This is a genomic window from Brevundimonas albigilva (assembly GCF_023503965.1).
GTDB lineage: Bacteria > Pseudomonadota > Alphaproteobacteria > Caulobacterales > Caulobacteraceae > Brevundimonas > Brevundimonas albigilva.
The window spans coordinates 2,826,322-2,844,813 of sequence record NZ_CP097298.1; the positions used below are offsets into that span (position 1 = coordinate 2,826,322).

Below are 18,492 nucleotides of genomic sequence, written 5' to 3' on the forward strand. Positions count from 1 at the left end.
TCGCGCCACGGCGGGACGCGCCGGCGCCTCACCAGTCCAGGGCGGCGTCGCCGCGCAGGATGGCGTCGGCTTCGGGCGTGTGCTGGGCGCCCGAGCGGTCGTGGAGGATCAGGGGCGGCAGAAGGCGCAAGGGCGCGCGGCCGGTCTTGACGGCGTGGACCAGGACCCGCTTGGCCGGCTGGTCGGCGAAGGGGTGGACGGGGCGCACGGCGAAGCCCCCGGCCTTGTCGCCCAGCAGCGACAGCAGGTCGGCCAGCCGATCGGCGCGGTGGATGACGACGATGCGCCCCCCTCGCGCACCGCCTTCAGCAGGAAGGCCGTCCAGGCCTGGAGGCCGTCGTCGGCTATCCAGGCGCCGCGCTTGCCCTCGGCCGGGGCGCGCAGGGTCGCGGCGTCGTCGAAGAAGGGCGGATTGGACACGGCCCAGTCGAACGGCGGCAGGTCCAGGGTGCGAAAGCCGGCGGCGACGTCGCCGGTGCGAATCGTCGTGCGGTCCTGGACCCCGTTTAGGGCGGCGTTTTCCCGCGCCAGGCCGGCCATCGCGGGGTCGCGCTCCAACCCGGTCAGGGTGACGCCCGGCCGTCGCGCGGCGAGCGGCATCAGCACGCCGCCCGCGCCGCAGCCCGCCTCCAGCACGCGCTGGCCGGGCAGGGCCGGGACGGCGGCGGCCAGAAGGGCCGCATCCAGACCCGCGCGGTAGCCGCGCGCGGGTTGGCGCAGGCGCACGCGGCCGTTCAGCAGGCCGTTATCGACGATGTCCGGCGACGCCGGGGCGGGCTGGTCCAAGCCTCAATCTCCTTGACCCTCAAGGGGCCGACCACCATTGTGCGCCGCATCGCGATCCGGCAAGTCGTCGGCCCGCCTTCGCCTGTCGCGGACCACCGCGCGCCCCTGTGAAAGAGTCTCTCCCTTGGACGTCGCCATCGCCGCCGCTGCCCGCCCGAAAGGGGACGTCGACGCCCTGGTCCGGCTGGCCCAGACCGACATGGCCGCCGTGGACGCCCTGATCCTGGACCGGATGCAATCGGACGTGCCGATCATCCCCAAGCTGGCCGAGCATCTGGTTTCGGCGGGGGCAAGCGGCTGCGTCCGCTGATCACCGTCGCCGCCGCCCGCGCGACCGGCGCCAGCGACGACATCGACGCGCCCAGGAAGCTGGCCGCCGCTGTCGAGTTCATCCACACCGCCACCCTGTTGCACGACGACATCGTGGACGCCTCGGAACTGCGCCGCGGCAAAGTGGCGGCGCACCTGATCTGGGGCGCGCCCACCAGCGTCCTGGTCGGCGACTTCCTGTTCGCCCGCGCCTTCGAGCTGATGGTCGAGACGGATTCGATGCGCGCGCTGGGCATCCTGGCCGAGGCGTCGCGGGTCATCTCCGAGGGCGAGGTGCTGCAGCTGACGCGGGCGCACGACCTGAACCTGGACCAGGACGTCTATTTGCAGATCATCTCGGCAAAGACCGCCGAACTGTTCGCCGCCGCGGCCGAGGCGGGCGCGGTCGGGGCGGGGGCCGACGCCGCCGCGGTCAAGGCGCTGCGCGACTACGGCATGGCGCTGGGCATCGCCTTCCAGCTGGCCGACGACGCGCTGGACTATGGCGCGACGGCCGAGGCCCTGGGCAAGAACGCCGGCGACGACTTCAACGAGGGCAAGGCCACCCTGCCGCTGCTGCTGGGCGCGGCGCGCACGCGCGGGCGCGAGGCGGCGTTCTGGGAGCGCACCATCACCAAGGGCGAACGCACGCCCGAGGACTTCGGCCGGGCGCGCGAACTGATCGTCGGATCGGGCGCCATCGGGGCGACGCTGGACCTGGCCGGAGACTACGCCGACCGGGCCAAGGCGGCGGTGTCGGCCCTGCCGGCGTCGGACTGGCGCACGGCGCTGGAAGACCTGGCCGACTTCGCGGTGTCGCGCGCGGCTTGACCGAGGGCGCCCCTTCAACCGACGCGCTGCTGGACCAACAGGTCCGGGACGCAGACCTGGACCGCTGGCTGTCCAGCCGCCTGGTCTCGGATGCGCGCGCGCGCGCCGACCTGATCGCGCTCCATGCGTTCGAGGCCGAGCTGATGGCCATCCCGACGCGGGTGACCCAGCCGCTGCTGGCCGAGATGCGCTACACCTGGTGGGCGGAACAGATGGACGGGGTCTTCGCCGGCGTCGCGCGCAAGGGGCACCCGGTGCTGGAGGCCCTGACCGACATGGTGGCGCGGCGCGGCCTGGACCGGGCGCCGTTCGACGCCCTGATCGAGGCGCACATCGGCCGGGTTCACGGCGAACCGCACGACCTGGACGCCTTCTACGTCGGGCCGATGCAGGTCGCGACGCATATCCTGGCGGGGCCAGGCCATGCGGACAAGGCGGTCGGAGCCGGACGGGTTCGGGGCATGGCGCAGGTGGGCCGGTCGGACGAGGCCAAGGCGGCGCGCGCGGGCGCCAACGCGGCCCTGAAGGGACTGCCGACGGCGGCCTTTCCCGCCGTGGCGCCCGCAACCCTGATCGGTCAGGACGAGCCCGAGCCGGTCAAGCGGCTGCGCCTGCTCTGGGCCAGCCTGCGGGGACGGATCTAGGCGTCCCGCCAGGCCTTGAGGCTGTCCAGCGCCCGCAGGCTCTGCAGCCGCTTCTTGGCCCGGCCCCTTTCCTTCGGGTGGATGCGCTTGCCGTCCTCATCCACCTTGGGGGCCTCCAGCGGCGGCAGCAGGCCGTAGTTGATGTTCATCGGCTGGAACTTGGAGCCTTCCAGATGCCCGCCGGTGATGTGCTCGACCAGGGCGCCGATGGCGGTTTCGGGCGGGGGGCCGACAGGTCGCGACCCAGCGCCTGGGCGGCGGCCAGACGACCGGTCAGCAGGCCCATGGCCGCGCTCTCGACATAGCCCTCGACCCCCGTGACCTGACCGGCGAAGCGCAGGCGGGGCAGGGCCTTCAGCCGCAGCTGTCGGTCCAGCAGCTTGGGCGAATTCAGGAAGGTGTTGCGGTGCAGGCCGCCCAGTCGCGCGAACTGGGCGTTCTGCAGGCCCGGGATCATGCGGAAGGTCTCGGCCTGGGCCCCGTGCTTCAGCTTGGTCTGAAAGCCGACCAGGTTGAACAGGGTGCCCAGCGCATTGTCCTGGCGCAGCTGGACGATGGCGTGCGGCTTTACCTTCGGATCGCGCGGATTGGTCAGGCCGACGGGCTTCATCGGGCCGTGGCGCAGGGTCTCGCGGCCGCGTTCGGCCATCACCTCGATGGGCAGGCAGCCGTCGAAATAGGGGACGTTCTCCCAGTCCTTGAACTCGGCCTTGGGGCCGTCCAGCAGGGCGTCGATGAAGGCCTCGTACTGGGCCTTGTCCATCGGGCAGTTGACGTAGGCGGCGGCGTCCCCGCCCGGGCCTTCCTTGTCATAGCGCGACTGCCGCCAGGCGATGTCGAAGTCGATCGAATCGGCGTGGACGATGGGGGCGATGGCGTCGAAGAAGGACAGGCTTTCCTCGCCCGTCGCCTTCAGGATGGCGTCGGCCAGGGCGGGGGAGGTCAGGGGGCCGGTGGCGACGATGACATTGTCCCAGTCCTCCGGCGGCAGGCCGGCGATCTCCTCGCGGACGATGGTGATCAGGGGGTGGGCTTCGAGACGGGCGGTGACGGCCTGGGAGAAGCCGTCGCGGTCGACGGCCAGGGCGCCGCCGGCGGGCACCTGGTTGGCGTCGCCCGAGGCCATGATGATCGAGTCCAGGGCGCGCATCTCGGCGTGCAGCAGGCCGACGGCGTTGTATTCCCAGTCGTCCGAACGGAAGGAGTTGGAGCAGACCAGCTCGGCCAGGCCGTCGGTCTGGTGGGCGTCGGTCTTCACGCCCGGGACGCCGCGCATCTCGTGCAGGATGACGGGCACGCCGGCCTGGGCGATCTGCCAGGCGGCCTCGGAGCCGGCCAGGCCGCCGCCGATGACGTGGACGGGGGAAACGGAAGCGGGGGAGGAAGTCATCGCGGCCTTCTAGCGCCCGTCTGGCCGCAAGTCATGATCCCCTGCTATAGCGCGGGCGGGTTGGGGAGTTCAGGCCTTGGGGCAGGCGCGCGACGCATCGGGATGGGGCGGGGTCCTGGCGCAGGCCGGCGGCGGCCTGGTGCGCGGCCGGCGCGAGGCGCCGGGCGCCGTCGTGCTGTCGGCGCTGGCCTGGAGCGCCTGGCCCTTCCTGCCGACGGGCGTCGCCGCCGTGGCGGCCGCGCTCTGCACCCTCGTGCTGGCGGGCGCCCTGGCGCGCATCGCCGTCTCGAACGACGTCGCCGGCGCGCGAACGCTGGGCCTGGGGCCGGCGGGGCTGCAGTTCGGGGCGACCGAGATGCGGCTGCTGGCGGGCTTCGCCCTGTGCGGGGTGTTCATGGCCATGATCCTGTCGGTGGCGGCGCTGGCCCTGCTGGCGCTTTACGGCCTGGCCGGTCTGGACGCCGAGGCGATCCGGGCGCGCGACTGGGCGGGCGTCGGCGCGCCGTGGAAGCTGGCGCTGCTGGGCGCGATCACCGCCGCGGCCCTGTACGCCGTCGTCGCCCTGGCCGCGCGCCTGTCGCTGTTCGTCCCGGCCACGGCGGCCGAGGGACGCATCGTGTCATTGCAGGTCATGGGCTTGACCAAACGCGGATTCTGGCCGCTGCTGGGCGGAGTGATCGTGACGGCGGCGCCCAAGCTGGCGCTGGTCGTGGGCTGGGGGCTGGGCGTGCTGAGGGGCGAGGCGGGCTGGATCGTCTGGGCGGTCGTGGTGAACGGCGTCCAGGCGCCGCTGACCCTGGCCTTCCTCGGCGCGGCCTATCGCCAGCTCGTTTCGATTTCGCCGCGGGAGAACGCGCATGGCTGAGACCTTTTCCATCGGCGAGGCCCCTGGCTGCGCCCGTGCGCGTGATCCGGCGCCATCCGCTGGCGGTGTTTGTCTGGGGCCTGACGATGGTGGTCTTCAGCCTGGTGCTGTCGGGCCTGATCTTCGGGTCGCTGGCCGACCTGCCCTTGACGGCCGACGGAAGCGCCGAGGCGTCGCCCGAGTTGCTAGGGCGGATGATGGCCCTCCAGGGCGTGTCGATGCTGGCCAATCTCGGCCAACTCGCCCTCAGCGTGATCATCTGGACCGCGACGATGCGGGCGGCCCTGAGGATAGGCCGCCCCGACCGGTATTTCTTCATGCGCGCCGGCATGGATGAACTGCGGGTGGGCGTGGTGGGCATCGCCCTGTTCGTCGGCGCCTACATCGCCGTGATCGTCCTGGTGCTGCTGGGCGTGGCCATCGGCGCGGTGGCGTGGCAGGCGAACGAGGCGCTGGCGGTCGTGCTGGGCTTCGTCATGGTCCTGGGGCTGATCGCGGCGGTGATCTACGCCATGGGCGCTGTCGCTGATCGCGCCGGCGACGCTGATCCTGGAACGGTTCGCCTTCGTGGAGGGCTGGACCCTGGCCAAGGGGCGGATGGGATCGCTGCTGGGCCTGCTGGTCTGCACCTGGCTGATCTACATGGCGATGTATTTCGTCATCGCCTTCCTGGCGATCCTGGGATTCTTCGCCAGCGGCGTCTTCGCCCATATGCAGGCGGCGGGCGACGCCCTGACGTTCCGCGACCTGATGCCGTCGCCAGGCGTCTTGGCGGGCCTGGTGGTCCTGCTGCTGGGGCCGGGGGCCTTCCTCTACGGGGCGGTGATGACCTTACTGTGCGCGCCCTTCGCCTCGGCCTGTCGACAATTGCTCGATGGTTCGCCGCAAGGTGCGCTAGAAGCGTGACGAGTCGTTCCGGAGCCCGTCGATGAGTTTTTCCGCCACCGAAGCCGCATTCGAAGGTTTCCGCGTCGTCCGCCGCAAACCCGTCGTGGTGCTGCTGTGGGGGGCGGTCTATCGGCGATGTTTCTGGCGATGTTCGGCGTGGGCGCCGGCTCGTTCGCGCGGATCATGGCTCTGGCTCAGGCGGTGGAGCAGTCGGCCGAGCCGTCGATGGAGGACGTGCGCCAGCTGGGCATGGCCTATGCCGGCATGAGCTGGCTGATTCCGGTGGGCCTGGTCGTCGGCGCGGTGCTCAGCGCGGCGGTCGCCCGGTCGGTGCTGAGGCCCGCCCAGGACGCTTGGGGCTATCTGCGGCTGGGCAAGGACGAGCTGCGGGTGGTGGCGGTCAGCGTCGTGATCAGCCTGCTGTTCGGGCTGTCCGGCGCGGTCGGCTTCGTCGTGATCGGCATGATCGGCGGGGCGGGCGCCGCCTCGGGCCAGGCCGTCCTGTTCCTGATCGCCCTGCTGCTGGGCCTGGCGCTCGCCGCCGGGCTGATCTGGCTGGCCGTGCGGCTGAGCCTGGCCGTGCCGATGACCCTGGATCAGGGCCGGATCGTCATCTTCGAGTCCTTCAAGGCCACGCGCGGCCGGTTCTGGCCGCTGCTGGGGATGAGCGTGATCGTCTTCATCATGACCATGGTGGTCAGCCTGCTGGGATCCATCGTCGCCATGCCGATCACCCTGATGACCGGCGGCCTGAACAGCCTGGCGGCCTTCGACGGCGCGTCGGCGGCGGAGATGCTGCAGCAGTCGTGGGTGGCCATCATCAGCTGGTCGGTGATCAACGCCATCCTGTCGGCGCTGCAGCTGGCGGTGCTCTATGCGCCGTTCTCGGCGGCTTGGCAGGGCCTGCGCGACGGCTGAGGCGCGTCGCTCGACGGAAAGGACCAGGGACATGGCCGGCATCGAGCTTTATGCGCCGCGTCGGGCGCGACATCGCCGCACCTGGACGGCCGCCGCCCTGGTGCTGGCGATCGTCTTCATCGCCGTGGGTCAGACCCTGGCCTTCGTGCCGGGGATGCTGCTGGGGCTGATGACGCCCGACGGCGCGGATGTGGGCTGGCTGGGCACGGCCTGGACGCTGGCGGGCTTCGCCTTCATCGCCCTGATCGTGATCGGCTGGGTGACGCTGTTCGAGCGGCGGAGCCTGGCGACCATCGGCTTCAACGGCTCGGGCCTGAAGCGCTTCGCGCGCGGCTACGCCATCGGGCTGGCCTTCCTGGTAGGCGTGGTTGGGATCATCGCGGCCCTGGGCGGCTATCGCATCGAGGGGGGCGGCGTGTTCTCCGGGCCTTCGGCCGCCGCAGGGCTGGTTCCCATCCTGGTGCTGATGGCGGGCTTCGTCATCCAGGGCTCCACCGAGGAGATCGTCACGCGCGGCTGGCTGATGCAGGTCATCGCCTCGCGACACGGCCTGGCGTGGGGCGTTGGGCTGAGCTCGGCGCTGTTCGGCCTGTTGCACGCGGCCAACATCGATCCGTCGCCGGCCCTGGCCATGGGGGTGACCAACGTCACCCTGTTCGGGGTCTTCATCGGCCTGTACGCCGCGCGCGAGGGGTCGCTGTGGGGCGTCTGCGGGTTGGCACGCGGCCTGGAACTGGCTGCTGGGGCTGGGGTTCGGGCTGGAGGTCTCGGGCCAGGTGATCGACGCCCCGCCGCTGGTGGTCGACCTGGCGACGCGGCCGGAACTGCCGTGGTGGATGACCGGCGCCGCCTTCGGACCCGAGGGCAGCGTGGTCGTCACGGTCGTGCTGCTGGTCGGCTCGATCGTCCTGGCCGTGCGCGGCCGCAGCCGCGATCATGGGGTGATCGCGGAACCGACCGAGCCGTCGGCCTAGGCCGACGCCTTGGCGCGCGTCTTCCTGGCGGGCGTCAGCTGGGCCACGCGCGCCTTGCGCCGCGTCTCGTGCCGATCCAGCACCTCCTTGAGGTATTTGCCGGTCCAGCTGGCCTTGTTCGCCGCGACCTGTTCGGGGGTGCCGACCGCGACGATCTCGCCGCCGCCGTCGCCGCCCTCGGGGCCGAAGTCCAGCAGGTAGTCGGCGACCTTGATGACATCCAGATTGTGCTCGATCACCACGATGGTGTTGCCGGCCTCGACCAGTTCCTGCAGCACCTCCAGCAGCTTGCGCGTATCCTCGAAATGCAGGCCGGTGGTCGGCTCGTCGAGGATGTACAGGGTGCGGCCGGTCGCGCGCTTGGACAGTTCCTTGGACAGCTTGACCCGCTGGGCCTCGCCGCCCGACAGGGTGGTCGCCGGCTGTCCGACCTTGACGTAGCCCAGGCCCACCCGCTCCAGCGTCAGCATCTTGTCGCGGATCGGCGGCACGGCCTTGAAGAAGGTCGCCGCCTCCTCGACCGTCATGTCCAGCACGTCACTGATGGACTTGCCCTTGAACACGATCTCCAGGGTCTCGCGGTTGTAGCGCTTGCCCTTGCAGACGTCGCAGGTGACGTAGACGTCGGGCAGGAAGTGCATCTCGATCTTGATGACGCCGTCGCCCTGGCAGGCCTCGCAGCGGCCGCCCTTGACGTTGAAGCTGAACCGACCGGGACCATAGCCGCGCGCCTTGGATTCCAGGCAGGCCGGCGTACCAGTCGCGGATGGGGCCGAAGGCGCCGGTATAGGTGGCGGGGTTCGAGCGCGGGGTGCGTCCGATGGGCGACTGGTCGATGTCGATGACCTTGTCGAAATGCTCCAGCCCCTCGATGCGGTCGAAGGGGGCGGGGGCGTCGGACGCATTGTTCAGGCGACGCGCCGCGGCCTTGTAGAGCGTCTCGATGGTGAAGGTGGACTTGCCGCCCCCGGACACGCCGGTGATGCAGGTGAAGACGCCGACGGGGATCTCGCCGGTCACGCTTTTCAGATTGTTGCCGCTGGCGCCTGAAATCTTCAGCATCCGCTTGCGGTCGACCGGGCGCCGGCCGTCGGCGGGTATCTCGATCTCGCGCTCGCCAGTCAGATATTTGCCGGTCAGGGAGTTCGGGTTGGCCATGACCTGCTCGGGGGTGCCCTCGGCGCAGACCGAGCCGCCGTGGACGCCGGCGGCCGGACCCATGTCGATGACGTAGTCGGCGGTCAGGATGGCTTCCTCGTCATGCTCGACCACCAGGACCGAGTTGCCCAGGTCGCGCAGGCCCTTCAGGCTGTCCAGCAGGCGGGTGTTGTCGCGCTGGTGCAGGCCGATGGAGGGTTCGTCCAGGACGTAAAGCACGCCCGTCAGGCCCGAGCCGATCTGCGACGCCAGGCGGATGCGCTGGCTCTCGCCGCCGGACAAGGTGCCGGAGGAGCGCGACAGGTTCAGATAATCCAGGCCGACATTGTTCAGGAAGCGCAGCCGGTCGGTGATCTCCTTCAGGATGCGCCGGGCGATCTCCATCTGCTTGTCGGTCAGGCTCTGCTCCAGGGTGGAGAACCAGAGATAGGCCTTGGAGATCGACAGCATGGAGATGTCGGCGATGTCCTCGCCGCCGACCTTGACCGCCAGGGCCTCGGGCTTCAGCCGCTTGCCGCCGCACGCCTCGCACGGGGTTTCCGACTGATAGCGGGCCAGTTCCTCGCGCACCCAGGCGCTGTCGGTCTCGCGCCAGCGGCGCTCCAGGTTCGGCAGCACCCCTTCGAACGGCTTGGAGACCTCGTACTTGCGGGCGTTGTCGTCGTAGGTGAATTTGATCTTCTCGGAGCCGGTGCCGTGCAGGATCGCCTTGTGCGCCTGGGCCGGCAGGTCGCGCCAAGCCTTGTCCATCGAGAAGCCGTAGTGGCGGGCGAGCGACTGCAGCGTCTGGGTGTAGAGCGGCGAGGGCCCGCGCGCCCAGGGAGCGACCGCGCCCTTGTGCAGGCTCTTGTCGCGGTCCGGGATCACCAAGTCGGCGTCGAAGGCCAGCTTGACCCCCAGGCCGTCGCAGACCGGGCAGGCGCCGAAGGGGTTGTTGAACGAGAACAGCCGCGGCTCGATCTCGGCGATGGTGAAGCCGGAGACGGGGCAGGCGAAGCGTTCGGAAAAGACCAGGGTGCGCGGCGCGGTCTCGCCTTCGGCGACGCTGGCCCATTCGGCGGTGGCCAGGCCGTCGGCCAGGCCCAGCGCCGTCTGCAGGCTGTCGGCGTAGCGGCCTTCAAGCCCGTCCTTGGTGACGATCCGGTCCACGACGATGTCGATGTCGTGCTTGAACTTCTTGTCCAGCGTCGGCGCCTCGTCGATCGGATAGAACTGGCCGTCGATCTTCAGCCGCTGATAGCCCTGGCGCTGCCATTCGGCGATTTCCTTCTTGTATTCGCCCTTGCGCCCGCGAACGACCGGGGCCAGCAGCAGGATGCGCTCTCCCTCAGGCAGGGCGGTCAGCTTGTCGACCATCTGGCTGATGGTCTGGCTCTCGATGGGCAGGCCGGTGGCGGGCGAATAGGGCACGCCCACGCGCGCCCAGAGCAGGCGCATATAGTCGTGGATCTCGGTCACCGTGCCGACGGTGGACCGCGGGTTCTTGGACGTCGTCTTCTGCTCGATCGAGATGGCCGGCGACAGGCCCTCGATCAGGTCCACGTCCGGCTTGCCCATCAGCTCCAGGAACTGGCGGGCGTAGGCCGACAGGCTCTCGACATAGCGGCGCTGGCCCTCGGCGTAGATGGTGTCGAACGCCAGCGACGACTTGCCCGAGCCCGACAGGCCGGTCATCACCACCAGCTGCTCGCGCGGAATATCGACGTCCACGCCCTTGAGATTGTGCTCGCGGGCGCCGCGAACGCGGATGAAGTTGTGTTTTTCGGTCATGCCTGATCGGGAACGCGGGGAGGCCCCGGCGGCTCCGGAGCGACAGCGGTATATGGGGATGATTTGCGGGATTTAAGCAAGAACAAATAAGGAACGCTAACCCGCCACCGGGACGTGCGCGACGGCGTCCGTTGACGCGACGCCCCGCCTCCTGTCACCTGATCGCTCCAATCGGCTGGCGGAGACCGCCATGACGACGCCTTCGCCAGCGATCCCGCGCACGCCGCACCTGCCGGAGGCCGCCGCGGCCCGCCTGCGCGGCCTGCTGGACGGCTGTCGGGGCTATCTGGAATACGGCTCGGGCGGGTCCACGGTGATGGCCGGCGAAATGGGAGCGCCCTTCACCGTCAGCGTCGAGAGCGACGGCGATTGGCTGGCGGCGCTACGACAGGCGCTGGACGGCGCGGCCGGCGAACGCATCCTGCTTCACGCCGACATCGGACCGACGGGGGAATGGGGGCATCCCGTGTCGGAGGCGCAGTGGCGCCGCTGGCACGCCTATCCGCTGCTGGGTTGGGAGACGTGCCGGGCGCGCGGTCTGGTTCCCGACCTGGTGTTGATCGACGGGCGCTTCCGCCGGGCGTGCCTTTACGCCTCGTTGCTGTTCGCCTGGCCCGGAACGCGCATCCTGTTCGACGACTACGCCGGCCGCCCGACCTACCACCCGGTGGAGGAGATCCTGAAGCCAGTCGCCCTGCACGACCGAATGGCCGAGTTCGTGGCACCGGCCTCCATCGACCGCGACGCCGTGTGGCGCGCCCTGCTCGAAGCGTCGACGGACAAGGCGTAGGGCCGGATCGGCGTCAGGCGTCCTCGGTCCAGGGCGGGGAAGGGGCGCGAAAGCGCTCTCCGGGCGCAAGCAGGACGCCGTGCGCGTTGGCTACGCCCAGTTCCAGGCTTTCGGCGATGCGGCGCGCCCGCTCCATGAAGGCGGCGGCCGCCTGCGGCGGACACAGGTCGCGCACCGTGTCCTGGAACAGCGTCAGCCAGCGGTCGAAATGGCGGGCGTCGATGGGCAGGGGCAGGTGCCTGGGCATGGGACGGCCCTGATAGACGCCGCTGGCCAGGACCACGGACGACCAGAACCGCTTCATCTGGGCCAGGTGCGGTCCCCAATCCCCGACACGATCGGCGAAGATCGGGCCGATCAGGGCGTCGTCGCGGACACGGGCGTAGAAGGCCTCGACCACGCGATCGATCAGGGCCTCGTCCACGCCGGTCATCTCTCTCTGTCGCTGGACGGCGGCCGCGCGGCGTTCGGCGGCGCCGGCGGAATCCTCGACACGGAACGGGGGCTGCATGAGGCTCCATGTAGGCTGTCCGGCGCGGGCGATCCACTGGACGACTTGCCCATGTTCACGCGCCCGTGTGCGGTCTCGCCCTTGCGCGGCGGACCCGGACACGCCATCCTCAGTTCCCTGAGCACTTGAGCAAGGAGGCTCGACGATCATGATCATCGCACTGGCAACCGGTTCCGCCCTGTCCGCCATGCTGCTCGTGATCCTCCATGCCAACCAGCCCAAGCCCAAGCGGGTCCGCGTCCGCGCTCGTGACGCTCGACAAGGTCGCCGCACGGACGCCTGAAGGCGTCACCCTCTTCGATAATCTGAGCCTGACGTTCGCGCGTGAACGCACCGGCGTGGTCGGTCGCAACGGCGCGGGCAAGAGCACCCTGCTGCGCCTGATCGCGGGCCGTCAGGCGCCGGCCGAAGGCGTGGTCGCACGCGCCGGCTCGGTCGGCGTGCTGGACCAGCGCGCCGAAGGTCCGCCCGGCGAAAGCGCGGCCGACGCCCTGGGCGCGGCGAAGGGCCTGCGCCTGATCGAGCGCGTCCTGGCGGGCGATGCCGCCGGCGACGACCTGGCGGAGGCGGACTGGACGCTGGAGGCGCGGATCGACGAAGCGCTGGCGGCGGTGGGGCTGGCCGCCCTGCCGATGTCGCGCCAGACCGCGGCGCTGAGCGGCGGGGAACGCACGCGATTGCGACTGGCGCGGCTGATGCTGGAAAAGCCCGATCTGATCCTTCTGGACGAGCCGACCAATCACCTGGACCAGGAGGCGCGCCGGCGGGTGGCCGAGATGGTGGAGCGATGGGAGGGCGGCGTCGTGGTCGTCAGCCACGACCGCGATCTGCTGCGCCGGATGGACCGGATCGTCGACGTCTCGGGCCTGGGGGTGGAGATCGTCGGCGGCGGCTATGACCTCTACGCCGCCCGAAAGGCCGACGCGCGGACGGCGGCCGAGCGCGCGCTGGCCGAGGCGGAAAGGGACGTGTCGCGCGCGGGTGCGGAGGCGCAGCGCCGCGTCGAGGCGAAGGCGCGGCGCGACGCCGCCGGCCGTCGCAAGGCCGGACGCGGCGACATGCCCCGCATCCTGATCGGCGCGCGGGCCGAGCAGGCGGAAAACAGCGGCGCGCGCGATCATCGGCTGGCGACGCGCCAGGCCGAGGCGGCCGAAGCCGCCCTGGCGGCCGCGCGGTCCCGGGTCGAGCGGGTGCGGGCCCTGTCCATCGCCCTGCCGCCGACCCGCCTGCCGCCGGGCCGGACCGTGGCGACCTTGCGCGACGCGACCTGGGCGGCGCCTGACGGACGGGTCGTGCTGGGGCCGATCTCCCTGGGGCTGACCGGCCCGGAGCGGGTCGCGGTGACCGGCGCGAACGGCGCGGGCAAGACCACGCTGCTGCGGTTGATCGCCGGGCGGATCGAGCCGACGTCGGGGACGGTCGAACGACCGGTCAGGGGCGTCATGCTGGATCAGCAGGCGGACATCCTGCGGCCCGAGGAGACCCTGGCGGAGGCGTGGCTGAGGCTGAACCCGGCGGGCCGGCTCAATGACGCCCAGGCGGCGCTGGCGCGCTTCCTGTTCCGCAACGCGGCGGCGCATCGACGTGTCGGCGACCTGTCGGGCGGGGAGCGGCTGCGCGGGGCGCTGGCGCGCGTGATGACCGGAGCCGAGCCGCCGCCTTTGCTGATCCTGGACGAGCCGACCAACCACCTGGACCTGGCCTCGGTCGAGGCGGTGGAGGGGGCGTTGGCGGGCTACGACGGCGCGCTGGTGGTGGTGAGCCACGACGCCGACTTCCTGACCGCGGTGGGCGTGGAGCGGACGCTGGCCCTTTAGCCCCAGGCCTCGACGGCGCCGCGTCGGCGGACGGGCGCGACGGAGGCCAACTGGGTGCGCGGCTCGGCCTCCGCGCGGCCGAACAGCCATCCCTGGCCGAACTGGACGCCCATGCCCTGCAGCGCCTTGGCCAGGCTTTCTGTCTCGATCATCTCGGCGATGATCTCCAGCTTCAGGGACTGGCACAGCTCCACGATGCTGCGCAGCATGGTGGCCGAGCGTTCGTCGGTTTCGATATCATGGATCAGGGCGCCGTCGATCTTGACCGCGTCCACCGAGAGGCGACGGATGTAGTCATAGGAGGCCGCGCCGGCGCCGAAGTCGTCGATGCAGACCTTGATGCCGGCCTCGCGCAGGGCGCCCAGGCGCCGGTCGGCGGCTTCCAGATCGGCCAGGGCGGCGGTCTCGGTGACTTCGACCATCAGCCGCTTCCGTTCGGCCGTGGCGCCGCTGGTCATGTGCAGCAGGTTCTCGACATAGGCGTCGTCGCCCAGCGAACCGCCCGAGACGTTGATCGCCATCTTCAGCAGCCCGGCGCCGGGCTGGCGCATCCGCTTCAGGACCTTCTCGGCGACCGCCAGGTCGAAGGATTCGATCAGGGCCAGCTCCTCGGCCATGCGGATCGCCTCGCCGGGACCGCTGTTGGCGCTGAAGCGCGCGAGGGCCTCGAAATGATGCACCGCGCGCGAATCCAGATGGACGATGGGCTGGTAGTGGACCTGGAACTCTCGCGCCTTGACCAGGGTGCGGAAGGTTTCGGCCTCGCGGAAGGTGCGTTTCAGCGAGTCGGCGAACGCCAGCTGCGGATTGGCCAGGCCGTCGTTCTTCAGGCAGCCCTCGATGGCGAAACGCATGGCGCGAAGCACGCACAGGGATTCGGCGCCCTTGGGCACTTCCGAGGCGAAGTTGCGGGCCGAAAGATCGACGCCTTCGGCGCGGCCCGCCTCGACGATCTCGGCGGCGATATCGCGGCGGTCGTCCGGAGCGCGCAGCAGGGCGAAGCGTTCGGGCGTCAGCTGGGCCGCGCTGGATCCCTGCACGGCGGCGGATTGAAGGGTGGCCTCGATGCGCCGGTTCATCCGCGCGGCCACGTCGTCGGTCAGACCTTCCAGACCCTGGACGTCCAGGAAGGCCAGGGCCAGGCCCGTGGCGCTCTCGACCACGGGCGCGGCTTCCGCCATGAAGGTCTCGGCGTCGACCAGCGGACGCGTCTGCAGTTCGGACGCCATGAAGGCGGGGCCTTCATAGGTCAGGCCGCACGAGACGGCCGGGGCCAGTTGCGGCAGCACGAACGCCCGCAGGGTGGCGCGTCGCAGCCGGTCCGGCCCCGCGCGCAGTAAGACCGAGACGGCGGGCGTCCTCTGTCCGGGTTGGAGCGCGCGCACGGTCGCCACCACGGCGCCGCCCTCGTGAAGCAGGTCGCCCAGCGCCTTGCCGGTCCAGGCGGCGGCGTCCTGGCCGGACACCGGCCCCACGCCGATGCCGAAGGCGATCGTCCCGCCTGAATCGACCTCGATCAACGCATCAGCGGATGCGAAGGCGAGGCCCAGCAGACGGGTGGTCATGGTCATGACCCCATTGAGCACGCGCGCGCTTAAAAAATCGGCAACGCGCCGGCGCGGGGCGTCGGGTCAGGCCGTGCGGTTGAAGGCGACGGCGCGGCCGTCGCCCTGGGCGGCGCGGCCGTCGGCGGCGTAGGCGGCCGCGGGGGTGCGCGACGCCGCGACCTCGTGCGCGATGGTGCGCACCAGCCCCTCCGAGATCGTCCGTGCCGCCTCCACGGCCCGTGCGTGGCGGTTCAGGACGCCGTCGAAGACGCGGGTGGCCTCGGCCAGTTCGCGCTTGTCGGCGGCCGGCGCGGCCGAGAGCAGCCCGGGATCGGCCTTCACCTGGGCCGTGTCGCGGCGGTAGAGATTGGCCATCTCCTGGGTGTCGGCCAGGCCCGCGGCGATGTCGCGCGGGCGATGGGTTTCCAGCGCCTCGGTCTCGGCCGAGAGGCGCTCGCCCAGCCGGCGGGTCAGGTCGATCAGCTGGCGCACGCGCGCCCGGGCCAGGTCGGCGTCGCTCATTGGGACTGCTCCTGCATCTTCAGCATCTCGCTCATCACCGACGAGGCCAGGCCGATGCCGCCGGCGGCGACGGTCTTCTTGGCCATTTCGTCGACCAGGAAGCTGCGCCAGGTCTGTTCGGCGCTGCCGCCGCCGAAGGGGCCGTCGGTCGAAAGCCCCTCGAACATCGGCTTCATCATCTGGGCCAGGAAGGTGGCCTCGAACGCCTCGGCGGTTTCGCGCGCCTTATCCGAGACGGCGCCGACGGCCTGGCCGACGGGCTTTAGCAGGTCGGTGGGCAGGGTCAGGTCGGCCATGGTCACATCACCTCGATGTCGGCCTGAAGCGCGCCGGCGGCCTTGATGGCCTGAAGGATGGAGATCATGTCGCGCGGGCTGACCCCCAGGGCGTTCAGGCCGTTGACCAGGGTGGACAGGTTGGCCGCTCCGCCGACCAGCCGCATCTGGGTGCCCAGGTCCTCCTCGACGCTGACGCCGCTGTCGGGGACGACCGCGGTCTGGCCCTGGCTGAAGGGGGCGGGCTGGCTGACGAAGGGACGTTCGTCGACCGAGATGGTCAGATTGCCCTGGGCGATGGCCACCTGGGAGATGCGCACCGCCTCGCCCATGACGATCACGCCGTTGACCTCGTCGATAATCACCTTGGCGGGAGAATCGACGGTGATCGGCAGGTTCTCGATCTGGCTGATGAAGCCGGCCATGCCCATCTGGCCCGGCGAGCGGAGCGCCACGACCGAGCCGTTCTCGGCCAGGGCCGAACCGGGATAGGCGCCGTTGATCACGCCGGCGACCCGCTGGGCCGTAGTGAAGTCCGGGTTGCGCAGGGTCAGCCGGACCTCGTTCATATTGGTCAGCTGGAAGCCGGTCTCGCGTTCGACGGTGGCGCCGGAGGCGATGCGGCCGGCGGTCGGCACGCCGCGCGTCACCGACGAGCCCGAGGCGCCCGAGGCCGAGACGGCGCCCGTCTGGATGGATCCCTGGGCGACCGCATAGACCTGGCCGTCCGCACCCTGCAGGCTGGTGACCAGCAGGGTGCCGCCCAGCAGGCTCTTGGCGTCGCACATGGAGGAGACCGAGACGTCGATGCGCGAGCCGGGCGTGGCGAAGGCCGGAAGATCGGCCGTCACCATGATGGCGGCCATGTTCTTGGAGTTGGCGTTGGTCCCGCGGATGTTGACGCCCAACCGTTCGGTCATGCCCTCCAGCGACTGGCGGGTGAAGGGGCAGTTGCGCAGGCTGTCGCCGGTGCCGTTCAGCCCGACCACCAGGCCGTAGCCGACCAGCTGGTTGGAGCGGACGCCCTCCACGGCGGCGATGTCCTTGATCCGCGACTGGGCCATCGCCGGCGCGGCTGCGCCGCCGAACGCGGCGGCCAGGACGAGCGGGGCGATGAGTCGGCCGAGCATTTTCTGCATGGGTGCGGGGTCCGTACGCAATTCGCCCCGTTCGTTGCGAAGATCGTGCCGGAAAAAATGCTCAGCAAAAGCAATGACCCCGCCCGTCGGTCCCGCGTCCTTGCGGCAAGTTTTGCCGCGTCGTTAACCAAACGCTCATGTCGGGCGGCGAAACATCGGATCATGATCCGGAGAGTCGCATGAAGATCACCGGCCCCGCCGCGCCCGGCGCCTCGTCCAGCGCCCGACCTTCCCGTCCGGCCTCGGGCTTTTCGCTGGGGAGCGCGCCCAGCGCCAGCGCGACCGGCGCGGCCGCGCCGACCGCCTCGACCTCGGGCGTTTCGGACGTCTCGGCCCTGATGGCGTTGCAGGGGGTGGAGGGCCCGCTGGAGCGTCGCCGCCGGGCGGTCCGGAGGGGCGGGGGCTGCTGGATCGGCTGGACGAGCTGAAGCTGGCGCTGCTGGGCGGCGAGGCCGACGAGGCCGCGCTCCGGCGTCTCTCCCGCGCGCTTCAGGAGGAGCGCCCCGAGGCCGGCGAAGAGGCCGGGCTGAACGCCGTCCTGGACGAGATCGATCTTCGAGCCTCAGTTGAACTGGCCAAGGCCGAGATGCGCCGGGCCGACCCGCGTACGAGATCGTAACTCCTTTGCATTGCGTGACAATTGTCACGCCCGTACGCCTGTCGGCGGAATTGCGATCACGGAATCGCGAGCCGCGTTGCCGCGACTCGCGCGGGTGCTATACGGCCCCTACGCCACAGGGGGGCGTGCTATTAGAGCGTGAGTGCGATGAACGCATTGGCGTCCGTAATGTCCGACGAAACGGCTGCGTACCGGCCATCCGACGACGAGCCGTTCATGAATGAACGGCAGCTTGCCTACTTCAAGAAGAAGCTGCTGGCGTGGAAGGACGACATCCTGCGCGAGTCGCGCGGGACGGTGGTCAATCTGAAGGCCGAGACCGAGAACCACCCCGACCTGGTGGATCGCGCGTCGTCGGAATCGGATCGCGCGCTGGAGCTTCGGACCCGCGACCGCCAGCGCAAGTTGATCTCCAAGATCGACGACGCGCTGCGCCGGATCGAGGACGGCTCCTACGGCTATTGCGAGGACACCGGCGAACCGATCGGCCTGGGCCGACTGGAAGCCCGTCCGACGGCGACCCTGTCGGTCGAGGCCCAGGAACGCCACGAACGCCGCGAGCGCGTGCACCGCGACGACTGATCGGCGTCGGGCGCCCGACCGGCGTCTTTCGCGCCAGGTCGTCACCGCTGATCCTGGCTCGGCGGGGCAGGCGAGACCGTCGCCTTGGTCGGTCTGGCGATCTTTGTCGAAGGCGACGCGAGCGTTCGCGCCGGGTTTCGCCGCCGCCTGCCAAGCC

At 70.5% G+C, this 18,492-nt stretch carries 16 protein-coding genes and 6 pseudogenes; 12 read left to right on the forward strand and 10 right to left on the reverse strand.

Annotated features, from left to right (window positions below; genetic code table 11):
• Nucleotides 1–28: 28 nt before the first annotated feature.
• Nucleotides 29–741: pseudogene (locus MU852_RS14915) on the reverse strand (tRNA1(Val) (adenine(37)-N6)-methyltransferase).
• A gap of 244 nt (nt 742–985) precedes the next feature.
• On the opposite strand from MU852_RS14915, the pseudogene MU852_RS14920 reads away from it, so the two are divergent.
• Both MU852_RS14920 and MU852_RS14925 read left to right on the forward strand, forming a co-directional pair.
• Nucleotides 986–1,926 (forward strand): annotated as a pseudogene (locus MU852_RS14920) (polyprenyl synthetase family protein).
• The gene (locus MU852_RS14925) at nt 1,923–2,570 is read left to right on the forward strand and encodes a squalene/phytoene synthase family protein (RefSeq protein WP_249750216.1); all 648 of its coding nucleotides are present in this window, start codon (nt 1,923–1,925) and stop codon (nt 2,568–2,570) included. The pseudogene MU852_RS14920 and the gene MU852_RS14925 overlap by 4 nt, the downstream one beginning before the upstream one ends.
• Here the strand turns inward: MU852_RS14925 and trmFO are convergent.
• Nucleotides 2,567–3,960, reverse strand: a pseudogene (gene trmFO, locus MU852_RS14930) (methylenetetrahydrofolate--tRNA-(uracil(54)-C(5))-methyltransferase (FADH(2)-oxidizing) TrmFO). The gene MU852_RS14925 and the pseudogene trmFO overlap by 4 nt on opposite strands.
• 76 nt (nt 3,961–4,036) lie before the next feature.
• Here trmFO and MU852_RS14935 point away from each other — a divergent pair.
• On the forward strand, nt 4,037–4,825 hold the full coding sequence (locus MU852_RS14935) for a hypothetical protein (protein WP_249750217.1): 789 nt from the start codon (nt 4,037–4,039) through the stop codon (nt 4,823–4,825).
• Between the two features lie 185 nt (nt 4,826–5,010).
• On the opposite strand, the gene MU852_RS14940 is transcribed toward MU852_RS14935, so the two are convergent.
• Nucleotides 5,011–5,415, reverse strand: a complete 405-nt coding sequence (locus MU852_RS14940) for a hypothetical protein (protein ID WP_249750218.1) — start codon at nt 5,413–5,415, stop codon at nt 5,011–5,013.
• Here MU852_RS14940 and MU852_RS14945 point away from each other — a divergent pair.
• Both MU852_RS14945 and MU852_RS14950 read left to right on the forward strand, forming a co-directional pair.
• The gene (locus MU852_RS14945) at nt 5,393–5,731 is read left to right on the forward strand and encodes a hypothetical protein (RefSeq protein WP_249750219.1); all 339 of its coding nucleotides are present in this window, start codon (nt 5,393–5,395) and stop codon (nt 5,729–5,731) included. The two genes, MU852_RS14940 and MU852_RS14945, sit on opposite strands and share 23 nt — an antisense overlap.
• 117 nt (nt 5,732–5,848) lie before the next feature.
• Nucleotides 5,849–6,631, forward strand: a complete 783-nt coding sequence (locus MU852_RS14950) for a hypothetical protein (protein ID WP_249750220.1) — start codon at nt 5,849–5,851, stop codon at nt 6,629–6,631.
• Nucleotides 6,632–6,760: 129 nt separating this feature from the next.
• Here the strand turns inward: MU852_RS14950 and MU852_RS14955 are convergent, their stop codons facing one another.
• Nucleotides 6,761–6,925 carry a hypothetical protein gene (locus tag MU852_RS14955; RefSeq protein ID WP_249750221.1) on the reverse strand — a complete coding sequence of 55 codons (165 nt, stop codon included), beginning with the start codon at nt 6,923–6,925 and terminating at the stop codon, nt 6,761–6,763.
• Nucleotides 6,926–7,097: 172 nt separating this feature from the next.
• Between MU852_RS14955 and MU852_RS14960 the strand changes: the two are divergent.
• Together MU852_RS14960 and MU852_RS14965 are read left to right on the forward strand one after the other, a co-directional pair.
• Nucleotides 7,098–7,286, forward strand: a pseudogene (locus MU852_RS14960) (CPBP family glutamic-type intramembrane protease); the annotation flags it as partial.
• A 121-nt stretch (nt 7,287–7,407) separates the two neighbouring features.
• On the forward strand, nt 7,408–7,605 hold the full coding sequence (locus MU852_RS14965; RefSeq protein WP_249750222.1) for a hypothetical protein: 198 nt from the start codon (nt 7,408–7,410) through the stop codon (nt 7,603–7,605).
• Here the strand turns inward: MU852_RS14965 and uvrA are convergent.
• A pseudogene (uvrA, locus tag MU852_RS14970) lies at nt 7,602–10,533 on the reverse strand (excinuclease ABC subunit UvrA). The gene MU852_RS14965 and the pseudogene uvrA sit on opposite strands and share 4 nt — an antisense overlap.
• A 190-nt stretch (nt 10,534–10,723) precedes the next feature.
• Here uvrA and MU852_RS14975 point away from each other — a divergent pair.
• Entirely contained in the window at nt 10,724–11,323 is a 600-nt protein-coding gene (locus MU852_RS14975) for a hypothetical protein (RefSeq protein ID WP_249750223.1), read from the forward strand.
• A gap of 13 nt (nt 11,324–11,336) precedes the next feature.
• On the opposite strand, the gene MU852_RS14980 is transcribed toward MU852_RS14975, so the two are convergent.
• Nucleotides 11,337–11,834 carry a group III truncated hemoglobin gene (locus MU852_RS14980; protein WP_249750224.1) on the reverse strand — a complete coding sequence of 166 codons (498 nt, stop codon included), beginning with the start codon at nt 11,832–11,834 and terminating at the stop codon, nt 11,337–11,339.
• A 148-nt stretch (nt 11,835–11,982) separates the two neighbouring features.
• Here MU852_RS14980 and MU852_RS17555 point away from each other — a divergent pair, with 148 nt between their 5' ends.
• Entirely contained in the window at nt 11,983–12,117 is a 135-nt protein-coding gene (locus MU852_RS17555) for a hypothetical protein (protein ID WP_283843657.1), read from the forward strand.
• Entirely contained in the window at nt 12,083–13,651 is a 1,569-nt protein-coding gene (locus tag MU852_RS14985) for an ABC-F family ATP-binding cassette domain-containing protein (RefSeq protein ID WP_249750225.1), read from the forward strand. The genes MU852_RS17555 and MU852_RS14985 overlap by 35 nt, the downstream gene beginning before the upstream one ends.
• Here MU852_RS14985 and MU852_RS14990 read toward each other — a convergent pair.
• The 4 genes from MU852_RS14990 to MU852_RS15005 all read right to left on the reverse strand — a co-directional run bounded on the left by MU852_RS14990 (nt 13,648) and on the right by MU852_RS15005 (nt 17,134).
• Nucleotides 13,648–15,216, reverse strand: a complete 1,569-nt coding sequence (locus tag MU852_RS14990; RefSeq protein WP_249750226.1) for an EAL domain-containing protein — start codon at nt 15,214–15,216, stop codon at nt 13,648–13,650. The two genes, MU852_RS14985 and MU852_RS14990, sit on opposite strands and share 4 nt — an antisense overlap.
• Nucleotides 15,217–15,282: 66 nt before the next feature.
• Nucleotides 15,283–15,720: a flagellar basal-body protein FlbY gene (locus tag MU852_RS14995; protein ID WP_249750227.1), complete on the reverse strand. Its 438-nt coding sequence runs from the start codon at nt 15,718–15,720 to the stop codon at nt 15,283–15,285.
• Entirely contained in the window at nt 15,717–16,016 is a 300-nt protein-coding gene (locus MU852_RS15000) for a rod-binding protein (protein ID WP_249750228.1), read from the reverse strand. Before MU852_RS15000 ends, MU852_RS14995 begins: the two co-directional genes overlap by 4 nt.
• Before the next feature lie 2 nt (nt 16,017–16,018).
• Complete coding sequence (locus MU852_RS15005) at nt 16,019–17,134, reverse strand: flagellar basal body P-ring protein FlgI (protein WP_249750229.1); 1,116 nt, start codon at nt 17,132–17,134, stop codon at nt 16,019–16,021.
• Between the two features lie 179 nt (nt 17,135–17,313).
• On the opposite strand from MU852_RS15005, the pseudogene MU852_RS15010 reads away from it, so the two are divergent.
• Both MU852_RS15010 and dksA read left to right on the forward strand, forming a co-directional pair.
• Nucleotides 17,314–17,753, forward strand: a pseudogene (locus MU852_RS15010) (flagellar assembly protein FliX).
• A 168-nt stretch (nt 17,754–17,921) separates the two neighbouring features.
• Entirely contained in the window at nt 17,922–18,335 is a 414-nt protein-coding gene (gene dksA, locus MU852_RS15015; RefSeq protein ID WP_249750230.1) for an RNA polymerase-binding protein DksA, read from the forward strand.
• Nucleotides 18,336–18,492 lie beyond the last annotated feature (157 nt).

Coding starts and splice junctions, on each gene's coding strand:
- dksA (WP_249750230.1), top strand. CDS start 17,922: ATGTCCGACGAAACGGCTGCGTACCGGCCATCCGACGACGAGCCGTTC.
- MU852_RS15005 (WP_249750229.1), bottom strand. CDS start 17,134: ATGCAGAAAATGCTCGGCCGACTCATCGCCCCGCTCGTCCTGGCCGCC.
- MU852_RS14975 (WP_249750223.1), top strand. CDS start 10,724: ATGACGACGCCTTCGCCAGCGATCCCGCGCACGCCGCACCTGCCGGAG.
- MU852_RS15000 (WP_249750228.1), bottom strand. CDS start 16,016: ATGGCCGACCTGACCCTGCCCACCGACCTGCTAAAGCCCGTCGGCCAG.
- MU852_RS14990 (WP_249750226.1), bottom strand. CDS start 15,216: ATGACCACCCGTCTGCTGGGCCTCGCCTTCGCATCCGCTGATGCGTTG.
- MU852_RS17555 (WP_283843657.1), top strand. CDS start 11,983: ATGATCATCGCACTGGCAACCGGTTCCGCCCTGTCCGCCATGCTGCTC.
- MU852_RS14955 (WP_249750221.1), bottom strand. CDS start 6,925: ATGGTCGCCAGGCTCCGCCGCTCGAACAGCGTCACCCAGCCGATCACG.
- MU852_RS14980 (WP_249750224.1), bottom strand. CDS start 11,834: ATGCAGCCCCCGTTCCGTGTCGAGGATTCCGCCGGCGCCGCCGAACGC.
- MU852_RS14950 (WP_249750220.1), top strand. CDS start 5,849: ATGTTTCTGGCGATGTTCGGCGTGGGCGCCGGCTCGTTCGCGCGGATC.
- MU852_RS14995 (WP_249750227.1), bottom strand. CDS start 15,720: ATGAGCGACGCCGACCTGGCCCGGGCGCGCGTGCGCCAGCTGATCGAC.